Origin of the sequence: Streptomyces sp. NPDC048211, assembly GCF_043202315.1 — a bacterium.
In the GTDB taxonomy this organism is placed as follows: Bacteria; Actinomycetota; Actinomycetes; order Streptomycetales; family Streptomycetaceae; genus Streptomyces.
This window is the reverse complement of the sequence record NZ_JBIDAD010000026.1, coordinates 1-17,296: the sequence shown is the minus strand read 5'-3', so window position 1 is coordinate 17,296 and position 17,296 is coordinate 1. Positions and strand designations below refer to the sequence as shown.

General features: G+C 71.6%; 7 protein-coding genes. All 7 read left to right on the top strand.

Annotated features, from left to right (window positions below; all coding sequences use genetic code 11):
• The first annotated feature begins 418 nt into the window (after window positions 1-418).
• Complete coding sequence (locus tag ACGFZA_RS40640; RefSeq protein WP_385286046.1) at window positions 419-541, top strand: hypothetical protein; 123 nt, start codon at window positions 419-421, stop codon at window positions 539-541.
• Window positions 538-1,551: a ParB/RepB/Spo0J family partition protein gene (locus tag ACGFZA_RS40635; RefSeq protein WP_393685981.1), complete on the top strand. Its 1,014-nt coding sequence runs from the start codon at window positions 538-540 to the stop codon at window positions 1,549-1,551. Before ACGFZA_RS40640 ends, ACGFZA_RS40635 begins: the two co-directional genes overlap by 4 nt.
• A 377-nt stretch (window positions 1,552-1,928) precedes the next feature.
• Window positions 1,929-2,711 carry a thioesterase II family protein gene (locus ACGFZA_RS40630; protein ID WP_385286042.1) on the top strand — a complete coding sequence of 261 codons (783 nt, stop codon included), beginning with the start codon at window positions 1,929-1,931 and terminating at the stop codon, window positions 2,709-2,711.
• Entirely contained in the window at window positions 2,708-6,559 is a 3,852-nt protein-coding gene (locus ACGFZA_RS40625; RefSeq protein ID WP_393685979.1) for an SDR family NAD(P)-dependent oxidoreductase, read from the top strand. The genes ACGFZA_RS40630 and ACGFZA_RS40625 overlap by 4 nt, the downstream gene beginning before the upstream one ends.
• Window positions 6,560-6,854: 295 nt before the next feature.
• Entirely contained in the window at window positions 6,855-8,285 is a 1,431-nt protein-coding gene (gene glyA / locus ACGFZA_RS40620) for a serine hydroxymethyltransferase (protein WP_385286038.1), read from the top strand.
• The gene (locus ACGFZA_RS40615; RefSeq protein WP_393685976.1) at window positions 8,282-13,861 is read left to right on the top strand and encodes an amino acid adenylation domain-containing protein; all 5,580 of its coding nucleotides are present in this window, start codon (window positions 8,282-8,284) and stop codon (window positions 13,859-13,861) included. The genes glyA and ACGFZA_RS40615 overlap by 4 nt, the downstream gene beginning before the upstream one ends.
• A 16-nt stretch (window positions 13,862-13,877) precedes the next feature.
• On the top strand, window positions 13,878-17,296 hold a 3,419-nt coding region (locus ACGFZA_RS40610), incomplete at its 3' end, for an amino acid adenylation domain-containing protein (RefSeq protein ID WP_393685974.1).

The following is a 17,296-nucleotide window of genomic DNA, read 5'->3' as shown; positions in this document are numbered from 1 at the left end:
TGCGGGAGCAGCGCGTTCCCCCTCCCCGCAGACGGACCTCCCAAAGAATCCGCGCCGAGGGGTCGATAAAAAACCCGCACACTGGTATTTTTTTTCGAGTCGAGGTTGTCGTGACCATCGAGGGGGAGCCGCGGTGCACCTGCTGAAGCTGCGCGTCAAGTCGCACGCGATGAACGGACCGGCCCTGAGGGAAACGTCCACACGGCCGCACGGTCCTCACCACCGCCCGTACGGGTGTACCGGTGCCGCACGCCGCTCTCCCGCAACCGGCGAAGAGGTCCCCACGAGTGCAGCGTCCCGACCGTCGTGCCCACGCGGTACGCGGGGCGGCCCCGTGGCTCGGTCCGCCGCCCGACACACCGAACACGCCTGGTACTTACGGGGATCCGGGCGGCCACCGGGGAGGAACCACCACGTCATGAAGGTCTCGGACAACCGCGCCGGAGCCATCGGCATCCGGCCCGTCACCCGAGGGCCGGACGCGCCGCGGCAGCACATCGCGAACGGCGGCACGGCCACGCGGTGGGAGGCGTACCGATGAGCACTCCACTATCGGTCCTCCCGGAGAGCCCGCGGACCCCAGCGAGCGTCATCGCGCCGGCGGACCGGCCGGGTGGGCAGCGGTCCACGGTGGCCATCACCGCACTGCTGCCCTCCGACTCCCCGCGGGCCAACGGCGAGGACGACGACCACGTCCGGCTCCTGGCCGACCTGGACGCCCCGCTGCCACCGATCCTCGTGCACCGGCCCACGATGCGCGTCATCGACGGCATGCACCGCCTGCGCGGCGCCGAACTGCGCGGCAAGAAGGAAGTCGAGGTGGAGTTCTTCGACGGCGAGCCGGAAGACGCCTTCGCCCTCGCGGTCAGACTCAACGTCGCGCACGGCCTCCCTCTCACCCTCGCCGACCGTACGGCCGCGGCCACCCGGATCGTCGCGGCCCGGCCGCAGTGGTCCGACCGGCGCATCGCGGCCAACACGGGCCTCGCCGCCAGCACCATCGCGGCCATCCGCCGCCGTTCAACCACCCAAGGCGAACAGTCGAACACCAGAATGGGCCGCGACGGGCGCGTCAGGCCGCTGCACGCGACCGAGGGAAGGCTGCGGGCCAGCCAGATCATCGCGGCCCACCCCGACGCCTCGCTGCGGGAAGTCGCGCAGCGCGCCGGTATCGCCACCGCCACCGCCAAGGACGTCCGCGACCGCATCCGCCTCGGCCAGGATCCCGTGGCGCCCCGACCCCGCAAGGCTCCCTCCGCGGCCGCGGCCTCCGTCTCCCGGTCGGCGGGCCTTCGCGCCGGCACCCGGACATCTGCCGCCGCCATCAGCCTGATGCTGCCGAACATGGGCAAGGACCCGTCGCTGCGCACCGAGTCCGGACGGACCCTCCTGCACCTGCTGAGCCTGCACGCCATCGGCGACGACGCGAAGTGGAGCCGCCTGGCCCAGAACGTCCCCGGACACCGCGCCGGAATGCTGGCCCAGGCGGCCCGCCGGTGCGCCGACCACTGGCTGCGCCTGGCCCACGAACTCGAGATGCGGTGCCCATGAAACCGCCCAGCCCTCCGCATCCGGGGCGGCGTGCTCACCCCGGAGCCCGTGCCCCCATCGGAGACCAAGGTGAAAGCCAGTCAGGGAAAGAGAACCGGAACGCAAGGAAGCGTTCAGCAGCATGCGCCACCACGGCACCCCGGCCGGCCCGGCGAAATGACGAGCATCGTCGGTCTCTGCCGAAAACGTTTCACCAGCTGGTCCATTCAATTCCGACGAATGCCCCAGTGAATTCCGTGCAGAGCTTGGACGGCGCAGAAGTCTTACTCACCGCAGCACATATTTCTTGGAGGAGCCGTGCGGACATATTCGCGGCGTACACGGGACCTGATGTTCCCGGTGCAGGCCGGACTCTCAGCCGTGGCGAGGTGTGAGGCATGACAGGGAACCCTGAACTCATCGCCGAGAGCCCCTACATCTGGCGTGCCAGGCAGGGCGGCCACCGCCACCGCCTCATCTGCTTCCCGCACGCCGGTGCCGGTGCCGGGGCCTACGCCGACTGGGCCGCACTGCTTCCGCCGGAGATCGAACTCGCCGCCGTCCAGCTGCCCGGCCGGCAGAACCGCATCGCGGAAGCCCCGGTCACCGAGGTCGGTCCCCTGGTCAAGGTGCTGACCCAGGCGCTGCGCCCCGTCATGGACGGGCGGTTCTCCTTCTTCGGCCACTCCGGCGGCGCCGTGCTCGCCTTCGAACTGGCCAGAGCCCTGCAGGCGAAGGGCGGCCCCCAGCCCAGCGGCCTGTTCCTCTCCGCCCAGTCGGCCCCGGGCACCGCCGGCCGGGTCACGCAACTCCACGGCCTCTCCGACGACGACCTCGCCGCCGAAGTCGTCCGGCTCGGCGGAATCGAGCCCGAGATCGCCGAGGACGAGGACGTCATGGACGCGCTCCTGCCGACGCTGCGGGCCGACTTCGACCTGTGGGAGCACCACCGGATCGCTCCCGGGCCGCGCCTGAAGGCCCCCATCACCGTCATCAGCGGCGAATCCGACCCGCGGGCTCCCCTCGACACCCTCGACGGCTGGCGTGACCAGACCGACGGCGAGTTCAGCCTCCGCCTCTACCCGGGCGGCCACTTCTACTTCCTCCACGACCCGGCCGAGCTGATCCAGGACATCAGCCAGGTGCTGCTGGAATCCGACAGAGCAGGGAGCGTCTCATGAGCACCTCCGAAGGCCTGGAACCATCCCTCGTCGCGGGGATAGCCGCCGCGGTACGGGCGGTGCCCGGCGTCCAGGAGTCCGTCGCCGTGGTCCGCCAGGGCGCGCGGACCGTGACCCCCGAGCCCGACCCGGCCGCCCCCACGGCCCGCGTGGCTCCGGCCTCCCCGCCGCCCCGCTCCGCGCAGCCCGCCTCCCAGCTGTACGGCGGCAGCCTGCGGATTCCCGAAGGCGGCGCGAACACCCTGCAGGAGGCACTGCGCCAAGCCGCTGAGCATGCGCCCGACAAGGGAACCGTGTACGTCCGCACCGGCCGTGAACCGCAGTTCCAGAGCTACGCGGACCTGCTGGCGGAAGCCGAGCGCGTCCTGGCGGGCCTGCGGGCCGCCGGGCTGGAGCCGGGCGACGCGGCGCTGTTCCAGTTCGACGACCACCGCGGGTACATGACCGCGTTCTGGGCGTGCGTGCTCGGCGGATTCGTGCCCACCCCGGTGGCCGTGGCCACGACCTACACCGCGCACAACGAGGCCAACCGCAAGCTCCGCAACGCATGGGACCTGCTGGACAGGCCGGTCGTCCTCACCGACGCCGCCACGGCGCACGACCTGCGGGAGGTGCGCACGCTCTGGAACGAGTCGACGGTGCGGGTCCTCGAAGTCGAGTCACTGGCCAGGCACGCACCCGACTCGCACTGGCATGCCGGCGGGCCTCACACCCCCGTGATCAACCTGCTCACCTCGGGCAGTACCGGCGTGCCCAAGTGCGTCCAGCACACCAACGCCTCCGTCACCGCCCGCAGCTGGTCGGTCATCCAGGGCCGCGGGTACACCAGCGACGACGTCAGCGTCATCTGGATGCCGCTGGACCACGTGACGATGGTCTTCTACAACATTCGCGACGTGTTCCTGCGCAGCCTCCACGTCAACGGGAAGATCGAGGACTTCCTCGGCAACCCGCTGATGTGGCTGGACCTCCTCGAACGCTACGGCGCCACCAACACCTGGGCGCCCAACTTCGCCTTCAACCTGTTCAACGAGTACGCCGACGAGATCGCGCGGGGGCGGTGGGACCTCTCACGCGTCCGTGAATTCGCCAACGGCGGCGAGCCCGTGATCGCGGCGAACAGCCACCGCTTCCTGGAACTGCTCAAGCCGCACGGCCTGCGCGCCGACGCCATGGCTCCCGCCTGGGGCATGTCGGAGACCTGCTCCGGGGTCACGTACTCCCGGCAGAGCAGGGAGGACCGCACCGCCGGCACGGTCGTCGTCGCCCCCTCCTCCTTCGACGGGGACCTCGTCTTTCCCGGCGGGAGCGAGCGCGGCGGCCAGGACGCGGTGGCCTTCTCCACGGTCGGAGCGCCCCTGCCCGGGGTGACCGTCCGGGTCGTCGACGCCGCCGGAGCGGTCCTCCCCCAGGACCGCATCGGCGAACTGCAGATCCGCGGCGTGACGATGATGCGCGGCTACCACGGCAACGCCGAGGCCAACCGGGCCGCCTTCGACTCCGACGGCTGGTTCCGCACCGGTGACCTGGCCTTCGTCCACGACGGCCAGCTCGTGATCGCCGGGCGCAAGAAGGACCAGATCGTGGTCCGCGGCGCGAACTACGTGGCCCACGAGCTGGAGAGCGTGATCGAGGAGGCCGAGGGCGTGCGCGTCACGTACTCGGCTGCGGCGGGTATGCGCGAGCCGGGGGAGGGGTCGGACCGGCTCGTCGTCTTCTTCGTCCCCACTCGCTGGGACACCGGTTCCCTCACCCGCACCCTTCAGGACGTACGGGCCAGACTGGGCCGCGAAGTGGGCCTGGCACCCGACCTCATCGTCCCCGTCACCGTGGCCGAGTTCCCCAAGACCGCCAGCGGCAAGATCCAGCGCAGCGCGCTCGTCGCCGACCTGCGCGCCGGCCGGTTCGCCGACCGGATCGGCCAGGAGGAGGACACCGAGGAGCCGGACACCACCTTCTTCCGCCGGCAGTGGTCACGCCTGGAGGAGGCCTCCGACAGGTCCGCCGCCGACGGCGTCCAGCTGGTCTTCGCCGAGCCCGGCGACCTCCCGCTGCTGGGGCTCGACCGCGGCCGCACGGTCGTCGTCCGCGAGGGAGACGGATTCGCCCAGGAGAGCCCCGTCGCCTTCCGCGTCACACCGGGCGACAGCGACCAGATCAGCCGGGTGCTGGACGAGGTCACCGCCCGGCACGGTCACATCTCCACGGTCGTGGTCACCGGATTCCCGGCCGGGGGAGGACGGACCGACCCCACCGCCCGGCTCCTGGAGGTCACTTCCCGGGTGACCGCACTGGCCGCGGCCCTGGACCGCGCGGACTGGCAGGAGACGCCCCGCCCGTTGCTGCTCCTGCTCACCACCGGCGCGGTGCACGTACGCCCGTGGGACAGGGTCGACCTCGGTGTCTGCGCACTCCCCGGCCTGGTGCGCACCGCCGTCAGCGAGCTGTCCCGGATCACGGTGCGCCAGCTCGACCTGCCGGCCGACCGGGGGAAGTGGGCGGCCGCCGTCACCGCCGAGCTGGCCGACCGCTCCCACGCCGGCGTGGTCGCCGCCCGGGAGGGCCTGCGCTGGCAGCCGCGCCTGCGCCCGGTACCCGCAGCCGAGACGGACAGCGCCCCCGCGATCGTGTCCGGCGGCCTGTACCTGGTCACCGGCGGGCTCGGCGCCATCGCCCACGACATCGCCGGCTACCTCCTTGCGGCCTACGGAACCAGGCTGCTGCTCGTGGGACGCTCCGCGGCCACCGGCGCGAAGGCCGACGCCCTGGCCGAACTGTCCGCCCTGGGCGAGGTGATGTACGTCCAGGCGGACATCGCCGACGCCACCGCGCTCGCCGAGGCGGTCTCCGCGGCGGAATCCCGGTGGAACCGCACACTCGACGGCGCGCTGCACCTGGCGGCGGCCGACGTCTCGGGGCAGTGGACGGACCTGGAGCAGCACACGCTGGCGAGGGCCTCCCGGGAGAGCTTCACCACCCAGTACGGAGCCAAGGTCGCCGGCACACTGGCGGTCGCCTCGGTCCTGGAGAGCCGGCCCAAGGCAGCTCTCGTGCTCTTCGGTTCGGTCAACGGGGAGTTCGGCGGACGCTCCTTCGGCGCCTACTCCGCCGCCAACACCTTCCTGGTGGGCTTCGCCGACCACTGGCGCCACGAGCGCGGCCGCGACGTCCGGTGCCTGGCCTGGAGCATGTGGAAGGACGTCGGCATGAACCGCGGGCAGTCCACGGCCCCCGCACGGCAGCGCGGATTCCGTGCCATCGACCCGGACGACGGGCTGCGGGCGTTCCTCTCGGCCGCGGCCATGCCGCACCACTACCTGCTGATCGGACTGGACCTGGAGAATCCGGCGATCCTGGCCGAGCTCGCCACCGACGAACTGAGCGCCCGGGAGGTCCTGGTGGCCTACACGGCGCAGGGAGTCGACGCCGAGACCGTGCACGCGGCCCTCGAACCGGTCCTGCGCGACATCCCCGTACCGGTGCGCCTGGTGGAGGTCCCCCGCATCCCCGTGGACGCCTCGGGCGCCGTGGACACCACGCAACTGCTGCTGGACGCGGTGCCCGAGAGGCCCGGCAGCCGCCGTGCCTACCAGGCGCCCGCCACCGAACTGGAGCGCAGGATCGCCGCGATCTGGGGCGATGTCCTCAACCGAAGCTCCGTCGGACGCGAGGACTCCTTCTTCGACCTGGGCGGCAACTCACTGCGCGCCACCCGGCTGCTGGCGCGGGTCGGAGAGGAGCTGGGTGTCTCGCTGACGGCCAACCAGCTGTACGAGAACCCCACCGTCGCCGGTCTGGCGGAGGTGTTCGTTTCCGCCGGACGCGGGGAGCCCGTGGCCGCCGGATAGCCGGCGGTGCGGCGCCGCGGACAGGTCTCCTCGAATTCCGTTCGGACCAATTGCTCCTGGTGCCGAAAATGATTCCCCAAAAGCGCTCTCCCCTTTTCCTGTCGAAGGGGAGAGCGCTTTTGTGCTGCCCGGTTTCCCGGGTTCGAACGCCGTTGTCGCCGACCCGCGGTGAAGTTAGGGTAATTCTCAATTCCACCGTTCCTGCCGGGGTCGGATAAAGCCCGCTCGGCGGCGATGTTCCGAAAGTAGATTCCTTCCTTCCGGGCAGTACCGAACGAGAGACGAGGCGTAGGAAATGGCCGGTCAGTGGCACGCGGGGCGGGCGCCGTCCCCCCTTCAGGGTGACGGGTTCGAAGGCGGGGAGCAGGCCAGGCATCTGCAGATCGGCATGGAGTCCCTGCACCGCTCGGACCCCGAGCTCGCCGGTCTGCTGGACGCCGAGGTGCGCCACCAGGACACGACTCTGGCGATGATCGCCTCGGCGAGCGTGGCCGACCCCTCGGTCCTCGCAGCCGGCGGAGCGGCCCTGTCCAACGTCACCGCCGAGGGCTACCCCGCGGCGCGCTACCACCCCGGCGCCGCCCGCTTCGACGAGGTCGAACTGCTCGCCATCGAGCGGGCCAAGAGCCTGTTCGGAGCCCAGTACGCGAACGTGCAGCCGCACTCCTGCTCCTCGGCCAACCTGGCCGTGCTCACCGCGCTCATCCCGCCGGGCGGCACCCTCCTCGGGCTCGACCTGGACGCGGGCGGCCACCTCACCCACGGATCGCCGGCCTCGGTGACCGGACGGCACTTCAACGCCGTGCACTACGGCCTGGACCGCTCCGGCCGCATCGACTACGCCCAGGTCGCCGAACTCGCCCTGCAGCACCGGCCCGGAGTCCTGATCGCCGGCGCCAGCGCCTACCCCCGCACGGTCGACTTCGACCGCTTCCGGGCCATCGCCGACTCCGTCGGCGCCTATCTCCTCGCCGACATCTCCCACATCGCCGGCCTGGTGGTCACCGGCGAGCACCCCAGTCCCATCGACGCCGCCCACATCACCACGACCAGCACCTACAAGCAGCTCGGCGGTCCTCGCGGCGGCCTCATCCTCAGTGGCAGGGACTACCGCGCCCCGGGACCCGACGGACGCACACCGCTGTTCCGGCTGATGCAGCGCGCCGTCTTCCCGCAGTCGCAGGGCACGCCCAGCCCGGCCACGATCGCCGCCAAGGCCCGGGCCTTCTCGCTCGCGGCGGGCCCGGAGTTCAGGGACGTCGCACGGCTGATCGTGGAGAACGCCGGCACGCTCGCCTACGAGCTGTCCGTCCTCGGCTACCGGGTCCTGACCGGCGGCACCGACAACCACATGGTCCTGCTGGACATCATCGACCGCGGACTGACCGGAGTCGTCGCCGAGCGGGCCCTTGAACAGTGCGGGATCCTCGCCAACCGCAACCGCATCCCCGGCGACACGAAGCCGCCGCTCGTCACCAGTGGCCTGCGGCTCGGTACCAACATCCTCGCCCAGCGAGGGATGTCCCCCCTCCAGATGCGGGAGTGCGCCCGCCTGCTGCACGCCGTGATCACCGCCACCACCCCCATGAGCGACACCGAGTACCTGATCGACCCGGCCGAGGTCGTGCGCATCCGCGCGGAGGTCGGGGAGCTGTGCGCTCGTTACCCGCTGGTCCTCGACGCCGGTGACCGCGCCCCCGCAGCCCTGATCGGAGCCGGACAGTGAACCACACCGACCAGGACACGGACCTGGCGCAGCCGCCCGTTCTGCTGCCCACGGACCGGCCCCGCCGCCCCGGCGCGCAGCCGAGGTGCACGGCGGTGGAGACCTGCGGCCTCGACGCGTACGCCGCGGTGCCCGGCCTCGACCGGCAGCCCGCGCACGCGGCCGCGTTCGCCGCGCTGCTCCACCGCTACACCGGCCAGGAAGGCATCGGATACGACCGCACCGACAGCTCGGGCACCACCCACGCGCGGATCCAGGTCACCGGCCCGAGGACCCTGCGCGAGCTGGCCGGCGCCGTGACCACCGGGCCCGCACCCGCCGCGGAAACCGTCCCCCTCGCACTGGCCTTCGTCGGTCCGGTGGAGCTGGTCGACGGCGCGGCCCCCTACGAGCTCCGGCTCGTCGTCCGCGACGGGCTGGTGGAACTCCACTACGACAGCTCCCTCTTCGACCCCGGTACCGCACGCCGGATCCTCACGCACTACCGAACCCTCCTCGAGGACGCGCTGCGCCGGCCCGACACACCGGTCTCCCACCTCCGCCTGCTCACCGACGCCGAACTGCGGCGCATGCTGGTCGACTGGAACCGGACCGGGGCGGACCTGGCGGACGGCAGCTGCCTCCACGACGCCTTCGAAGCCCGTGCCGGGCAGCGGCCGGACGCGACCGCGGCCGTCCACGAAGGCACACGGTTCACCTTCGGTGAGGTCAACGCCGCGGCCAACCGCCTCGCCCACCACCTGCGTTCCCTGGGGATCGGGCCGGACGCACGGGTCGGCCTCTGCCTGGAACGCTCGCCGGAACTGCTCATAGCGATGCTCGGCATCCTCAAGGCGGGCGGTGCGTACGTGCCGCTCGACCCGGACTACCCGGCCCAGCGGATCGCCGGCATGGTCACGGGCACCGCGTGCGCCGTCATCGTGACCCGCGACGCACTCGCCTCGCGCCTGCCCGGGACCGACGCCCCCCTGGTCATGCTCGGCGCCGGGGGCACCGACCTGTCGGCCTGCCCCACGCACAACCCCGAGCCCGTGGCCACCCCCGATCACCTCTGCTACATCATCCACACCTCCGGCTCCACCGGTGCGCCCAAGCCGATCGCGCTCCACCACCGGGGCGTGGTCAACAACATCGCCGACCTCAACTCCCGCTTCCTGGCCAGGCCGGACGACTCGGTCCTGTCCCTGTCGTCCCCCAGCTTCGACATGTCCGTCTACGAGTACCTCGGCGTCACCGCCGCCGGCGGCGCCGTGGTCATCCCCTCCTCCGGACGCACGAAGGACCCGGCGCACTGGACCGAACTCCTGGTCGAGCACGGCGTGACGATCTGGAACTCCGCCCCGGCCCTCCTCGACCTGCTGACCGACCACCTGGAGCAGAGCGGGGCCGAGCCGCTGCGCCACCTGCGCGCCGCCATGCTGGGCGGGGACTGGATCCCCGTCCCGCTTCCCGGCCGGGTCCGCGAGGTCGCCCCCGCGATGCGCGTGTTCACCCTCGGCGGCGCCACCGAGGCATCCATCCACTCCACGATCTACGAGGTGGTGGAGACCGACCCGGACTGGACGAGCATCCCGTACGGCCGTCCGATGGCGAACCAGCGCACCTACATCCTCGACGACGGTTTCCAGCCCGTGCCCCCGGGCGTACCCGGAGAGCTGTACCTGGCCGGTACGGGGGTGGCCCGCGGGTACCTCGGCCAGCCCGAGCGCACCGCCGAGCGCTTCCTGCAGTGGTCGCACGCCGGAGTGAGCGAGCGCCTCTACCGCACCGGCGACATGGCGCGGTTCGGTGAGGACGGCCTGATCGAACTCCTGGGCCGCAAGGACTTCCAGGTCAAGCTCAACGGGCTGCGGGTGGAGCTCGGCGAGATCGAGGCGGTGCTGCGCTCGCACCCCTCGGTGCAGCAGAGCGCCGTACTGGCGCACCGCAATCAGCTCGTCGCCTACGTCGTCGTGGAGGACGGCGGCAGCACCGACCTCGACGCACTCCACCGGCTCGCCGCGGACCGTCTCCCGGAGTACATGGTCCCCCGGGCGATCGTGCCCCTGGACCGGCTTCCCCTCACTCCCAACGGAAAGGTCGACCGCAAGTCCTTGCCGGAGCCCGGCCTGTCCGGCCCCGCCTACCGCGCACCGGGAACGCCGGGGGAGGAGATCCTGGCCGCCGTCTACGCCGATGTCCTGCGCGTGGACCGGGTCGGCGTCGACGACGACTTCGTCGCCCTGGGCGGCGATTCCATCCGCGCCATCCAGGCCGTCACCCGGGCCAGGCTCCGGGGCTGGGCGATCACCCCCCGCCAGATCCTCCAGCTGCGCACCGTCGCCCGGCTCGCCGAGGCCGCCGGGAAGACCGCGCCCACCGACGAGAGCAGCGATACGCCACTGCTCGCCCTCGGCGTACAGGACACCGAAGCCCTCCGCCGGCGCTACCCGCGGCTGAGGGACGTATGGCCGCTGACCCCGATGCAGTCCGGCATGCTCTTCGAGTCCATGCTGGCCGACACCGGCACCGACACCTACCACCTGCAGACCGTCTACCACCTGAACGGGCCGGTCGACGCCGGCCGGATGCGGGCGGTGGGGCAGGCCCTTCTGGACCGGTACGCCAACCTCGCGGTGGCCTTCGCCCCCGACACCTCCGGCGACCTCGTGCAGATCGTCGTCGGGGACGTCGAACTGCCCTGGCGGGAGATCGATCTCAGTGACCTGGCCGACGCCGACCAGGACGAGGCGTTCGCACGCTTCCTGGCAGAGGACCAGGCAGCCCGCTTCGACCTGGCCATCCCGCCGCTGCTGCGCCTGGCACTGGTCAGGCGCGGCCCCGAGCGCGCCGAACTGGTCCTCACCGCCCACCACGTACTGATCGACGGCTGGTCGGAACAGCTCATCGCCGAAGACCTGCTCCGTCTCTACGCCGCAGGCGACGACGCGGACGCACTGCCGCCGGTCCGCAGCTACCGGGACTTCCTGGCCTGGCTCGCGCGGCAGGACCAGGCGGAGAGCGCCCGCGCCTGGGCCGACGAACTCGCCGGCCTGGACGGGGCGACGACCGTGGCACCCGCCGCCGGCTCCGAGGAGGCGGACAGCGGCGTCGGCGAAGTCCGGCTCGTACTGACACCTCAGGAGTCGGACACACTCGCCCGCCGCGGTGCGGAGCTGGGCGTCACGGTCAACACCCTGGTCCAGGGTGCCTGGGCGGTGCTCCTCTCGGCCCTGACGGGGCGCCAGGACGTGGTGTTCGGCGCCGCCGTCTCCGGACGGCCCGGCACGCTCGCGGGCGTGGAGTCGATGGTCGGCCTCTTCATCAACACCGTGCCGGTACGTGCCCGCTGCGAGCCGGGCAGCACGTTCGCCGCGTTCCTGACCGGCCTCCAGAACCGGCAGACCGCGCTCCTGGACCACCACCACCACAGCCTGACCGAGATCCACCAGGGCGCCGGCATGGACACCCTGTTCGACACGATCGTGGCCTTCCAGTCCTACCCGTCGGACCCCGCGGACATCGCCGAGGCGACGTCGGCGGCCGGGTTCGAGATCACCGGTCTCGATTCGGTCGGTGGCGCGAACTACCCACTGGCACTGATCGTCGAGGACGGCCGACTGACCCTCCAGTACCAGCCGCACCTCTTCGAGCGGCAGGCCGCACAGGACATCGCCGACCGGTTCAGGTCCGTCCTCGGCCAGCTGGCCACCGGCACCGGCGACCGCCGCATCGGCACCGTCGACCTGCTGCTGGCCACCGAGCACGCGCTGCTCACCACGACACCCGTGCCCACGTCCCGGAACGCGGGCACGGCCGGGCCGGGCTCAGGGACGGTGGTGGCGCTCTTCGAGCAGCACGCGGCCGCCGCACCCGACGCGATCGCGGTGGTCTTCGGGGACACCACGCTGACCTTCCGGGAGCTGAACACCCGCGCCAACCGACTGGCCCACGGCCTGATCCGCCGGGGCGCGGGACCCGAGACGGTGGTCGGGCTGGCCATGGAACGCTCCGCGGAGCTGGCGATCGCACTGCTCGGGACCCTGAAGGCAGGGGCCGGCTACGCCCTGCTGAGCCCCGACCAGACTCCGGCACAACGGGAGACGGTCCTCGTCGAGGCGTCGCCCGAGCTGATCCTCGCCTCGTCCACCGCCGCACCCGAACTCGCGCTCACCGACATCCCGCTGATCCATCCGGACGACCCGGAGTGCACCGCGGGCCCGGACACCGACCCGGCCGAGCCGGACCTGGCCGCCCCGCTCCGGGACGAGAACCTTGGCTGCGTGCGCTACGGCCCGATGGCCCGGGGCGGGGTGGCGCTCAGCCACCGGGCCCTGGCCGAAGCCGTCCGGCGCTTCACCGCCGCCGCGGGCATCACGCCCGGCGCGAAGGTCCTGGCGACGTCACCCCACGTCGACACGGCGGCCTTCGAGATTCTCGGCACGGTGTGCGCGGGAGCACAGGCCGAACTCGTCCACGACCTCGACGCCCTCGGCACGGCGGGCTGGAGCGGCGACGTGATCAGCACGGTCGCCCCGCTACTCGCCTCGGTTCTCAACCGGTCCACGGCCCCGGTCCTTGCCCGGACAGTGGTGTTCACGGGTGATGTGCTGCTTGGATCGTTCATACAGCGCGTCCGGGAGGAGATCCCGGGAGTGCGTGTGGTCAACGCCTACGGTCCGGCCGAGACCATCCGGGCCACCGCGCTCGCCGCGGCGGAGGGATGGCACGGCGAAGGACCGGCCCCGCTCGGCTCCGTACTCGGAAGCGTGCGCGCCTACGTGCTGAGCCCCGCACTGCAGCTGGTACCGCCCGGCGTCACCGGCGAGCTGTACATCGCCGGCGAGGTCGCCCGGGGCTACCGGGGCCAGGCGGCTCTGACCGCCCGGAACTTCGTCGCGGACCCCTTCGGGCCGCCCGGATCGCGGATGTACCGCACCGGCGACCTGGCCCGGTGGAACACGCAGGGCGCCCTGGAGTACGCCGGCCACGGCGGGCGGCAGGCCCGGATCCGCGGCCACCACTTCCGTACCGAGGACGTCGAGGCCGCAGTGGCCGCGCATCCCTCGGTCTCCCAGGCGGCGGTGACGCTCCGCGGCGGGGACACGGACGGCGAGGAGCAGCTCGTCGGCTACGTCGTCGCCCGGCGGAACAGGCCGGTGGACACCGGGGAACTCCGCGAGTTCCTGACACGGCGTCTGCCGGAGCACATGGTGCCGGCCGCCTTCGTCCTCCTGGAGGACATGCCGGCGGCGGCCGACGGCAGCGTCGACCACCAGTCACTTCCCGAACCCGGGGCCGAGTCCGCGGGCGGGGGTCACGTGCCCGGCCGCACGCCGCAGGAAGAGGCGCTGTGCGCGCTGTTCGCCGAGGTGCTCGGCGTCGAGCGGGTGGGGATCCACGACAGCTTCTTCAGCCTCGGCGGCAACTCGCTGAAGGCGACCCGCCTGATCGGCAGGATGCGCCGGTCCCTCGGGCTCGAAACAACGATTCGGACGATTTTCCAGTATTCGACAATTGCGGAGCTTTCGGGTCAGGTCCAGGCCACTGGCACCACCAAGAGCCGGCCCCGTCTACGCAAGATGACCAAGGAGTAGACCCAAAGTGATCCCCTTGTCCTATGCACAGCGCCGTCTGTGGTTCCTCGACCGCTTCGAAGGGGCCTCGGCGACCTACAACGTCCCCCTGGCTCTGCACCTGACGGGCGACCTGGACACACAAGCGCTCACGGCGGCGATCCGTGACGTGGTCGCCAGGCACGAGGTCCTGCGTACCGTTCTCTTCGAGGAGCAGGGAGTCCCCTACCAGCGGGTCCTGCCCGTCGAGGAGGCGGCGCTGGAGGTACCGGTCGTGCCGGTGTCACCGGACGAGGTGGATCGGACCGTCGGGGAACTGATCTCCTACGCGTTCGACCTGTACGCGGAGATGCCGGTCAGGGCGCATCTGGTGCGGCACGCCCCCGACGCACACGTGCTGGTCCTGCTGTTCCACCACATCGCCGCGGACGGGGAGTCGGCCGTACCGCTGCTGCGCGACCTGTCGACCGCCTACACCGCCCGCCGCGACGGCGACGCGCCGGGCTGGCAGGAACTGCAGGTCCAGTACTCCGACTACACGCTGTGGCAGCGCGATCTGCTCGGGGACGAGAACGACCCCGAGTCCCTCCTGTGCGAGCAGCTCGCCTACTGGCGCGAGCAGCTCGCCGGCATGGACCAGCCGCTGAACCTTCCCCTGGACCGGCCCCGCCCGGCGGTGGCCGGCCATGCGGGCGACCACGTCGAGTTCCGCATCGAGCCCGGGCTCCGGGCCGATGTCGAGGAACTGGCCCGGACCCGCGGCCTGAGCGTTTCGATGGTCCTGCAGTCGGCGCTCGGCGTGCTGCTGCACCACCTGGGCGGCGGTCAGGACATCCCGATCGGCGCCCCGATCGCCGGCCGCATCGACGACGCGCTGGCCGATCTCATCGGCTTCTTCGTCAACACCTGGGTGCTGCGGGTGCAGCTGCCCGGCAACCCCACCTTCGAGGACCTCCTCGACCAGGTGAAGGACAAGGCGCTGGGTGCGTACGACAACCAGGACGTCCCCTTCGACATGCTGGTCGACGAGCTCAGCCCCGAGCGCTCCACCGCCTACAACCCGCTCTTCCAGGTCTTCTTCGCCTGGCAGAACATCACGCGGGCCGAGGTGGACCTGCCGGGACTGACGACCCGGCTCGACTTCGAACAGCTCGGCACCAAGACCGCCAAGTTCGACCTGGAGTTCAACGTCGCCCCGGACGAACGCGACGGGGCACGCGGCACCATCGAGTACGCGACCGACCTCTTCGACCGGGCCACGGTCGAGTCCATCGGAGCCCGGTACGTCCGGGTGCTGCGGGCTCTGGTGGCCGATTCCTCGGCGCCGGTGCGGAGCATCGACCTCCTGGAGCCGGCCGAGCACCGCCAGCTCGCCGAGATCAACGCCACCGCGGCCGACATCGCCGACACCACGATTGCCGGGTTGTTCGAGCGTCAGGTGGCGCTGGCTCCGGATGCGGTGGCGGTGGTCTTCGAGGGTGTGGAGCTGTCGTACGGGCAGGTGGACGCGCGGGCGAACCGGCTGGCGCGGGATCTGGTGGGGCGTGGGGCGGGTCCGGGGTCGGTGGTGGCGCTGGCGCTGCCGCGGTCGGCGGATCTGGTGGTGGGCATGCTGGCGGTGCTGAAGTCGGGGGCGGCGTATCTGCCGGTCGACCCGAAGTACCCCAGCCACCGTCTCGCGCACATCCTCACCGAGGCCGCACCCCAGCTGGTCCTCACGGACGCCGCGACCGAATCCGTACTCCCGGACACCGGCACAGCCGTCCTGCACCTGGACGATGTCGACCTGGAGAACGGCGAGGACGGCCCCGCCGGCCCGGGCGACGCGCTGCGGCCGGGTGATCTGGCGTACGTGATGTACACCTCGGGTTCCAGTGGTACGCCCAAGGGTGTCGCTGTCACTCATCGCAATGTGGTCAATGGTGTGTCGCGGCTGGCGGGGCTGATCGGGGCGGGTCCGGGGCGTACGGCGCTCGCGGGTACGTCGGTCAACTTCGATGTGTCGGTCTTCGAGATCTTCACCAGTCTGTGTCATGGCGGGACGATCGAGATCGTCCGGGATGTTCTGGTTCTGGGTGAGCGTGAGGGCTGGGGCGGGCATATCGTCTCCACGGTTCCGTCGGCTTTCGCGGAGCTTTTGGACCAGCTCGCGAGTCATGCCGGGCTGGACACGGTCGTCTTCGCGGGTGAGGCGCTGCCGGCTTCTCTGGTCACCCGTCTGCGGGATCTGCGGCCGGGCATCCGGATCGTCAACGCCTACGGCCAGACCGAGTCCTTCTACGCCACCACCTTCACGATCGCCGCCGACGACGCCTGGGACGGGACCGGCAACGTGCCGATCGGGCGGCCGCTGGGCAACATGCGCGCCTACGTGCTCAGCCCCGGCCTGCGGCCCGTCGTCCCGGGTGTCGCGGGAGAGCTCTACATCGCGGGGGAGGTGGCCGCCGGTTACCTCGGCCGCCCCGATCTGACCGCCGAGCGCTTCCTTCCCGATCTCTTCGGGCCGCCCGGGTCGCGGATGTACCGCACGGGCGACCTGGCCCGGTGGAACGCGCAGGGCGAGCTGGAGTACGCGGGCCGCGGCGACAGCCAGGTCAAGGTCCGCGGCTTCCGTATCGAGCCCGGCGAGGTCGAGGCCGCGATGGTCGCGCACCCCGCCGTCGGCCAGGCCGCGGTCGTCGCCCGCGAAGCAGCCCATGGCGCCGGCGTGAAGCAGCTGGTCGCCTACGTCGTTCCCGCCTTCACCAGCGACAACGACGTCCACGACTTCCGCTCCGGCATAGAGGCCGCCGAGCTGCGCACCCACGCCTCGCAGCACCTGCCCGACTTCATGGTCCCGTCCGCGTTCGTCGTACTGGACCGCCTGCCGCTGATGCCCAACGGCAAGCTGGACCACAAGGCCCTTCCCGAGCCGGAGTTCACCGGCGGCGCCTACCGGGCACCCGCCACAGCGGCCGAGCGGATCCTCGCCGACGTCTACGCCGAGGTCCTCGGTCTGGACCGGGTCGGTGTCGACGACGACTTCTTCGCCGTCGGCGGCGACTCCATCCGCTCCATCCAGGTCGTCTCCCGGGCCCGCGCCCAGGGGCTGGAGGTCACGCCCCGGCAGATCTTCGAGTGCCGGACCGTCGCCGCGCTCGCCGAGGTCGCCGCGAGCGACAGCGCGGCCGCCCCCGTGCTGGAGGAGTTCGAGGGCGGCGGCACCGGCTCGTTCCCCCTCCTGCCCATCGCGACGTACATGCGGGAACTCGGCGGCGGCTACGACCGGTTCTCCATGTCGCTCCAGGCCGAACTCCCGCTCGGTATCGACGGGGACGGGTTGGCGGCGACGGTGGGTGCGGTCCTGGACCGGCACGACATTCTGCGGTCGCGTCTCTCGCTCGACGGGGGCGGGGTCATCGAGATCGGTCCCGAGGGGTCGGTCGATGCCGCGTCGCTGATCCGGCGGATCGTGTG

Excerpts from the sequence above, each read along its gene's own strand:
- ACGFZA_RS40640 (WP_385286046.1), top strand. The coding sequence starts at position 419 with ATGAAGGTCTCGGACAACCGCGCCGGAGCCATCGGCATCCGGCCCGTC.
- ACGFZA_RS40635 (WP_393685981.1), top strand. The coding sequence starts at position 538 with ATGAGCACTCCACTATCGGTCCTCCCGGAGAGCCCGCGGACCCCAGCG.
- ACGFZA_RS40630 (WP_385286042.1), top strand. The coding sequence starts at position 1,929 with ATGACAGGGAACCCTGAACTCATCGCCGAGAGCCCCTACATCTGGCGT.
- ACGFZA_RS40625 (WP_393685979.1), top strand. The coding sequence starts at position 2,708 with ATGAGCACCTCCGAAGGCCTGGAACCATCCCTCGTCGCGGGGATAGCC.
- glyA (WP_385286038.1), top strand. The coding sequence starts at position 6,855 with ATGGCCGGTCAGTGGCACGCGGGGCGGGCGCCGTCCCCCCTTCAGGGT.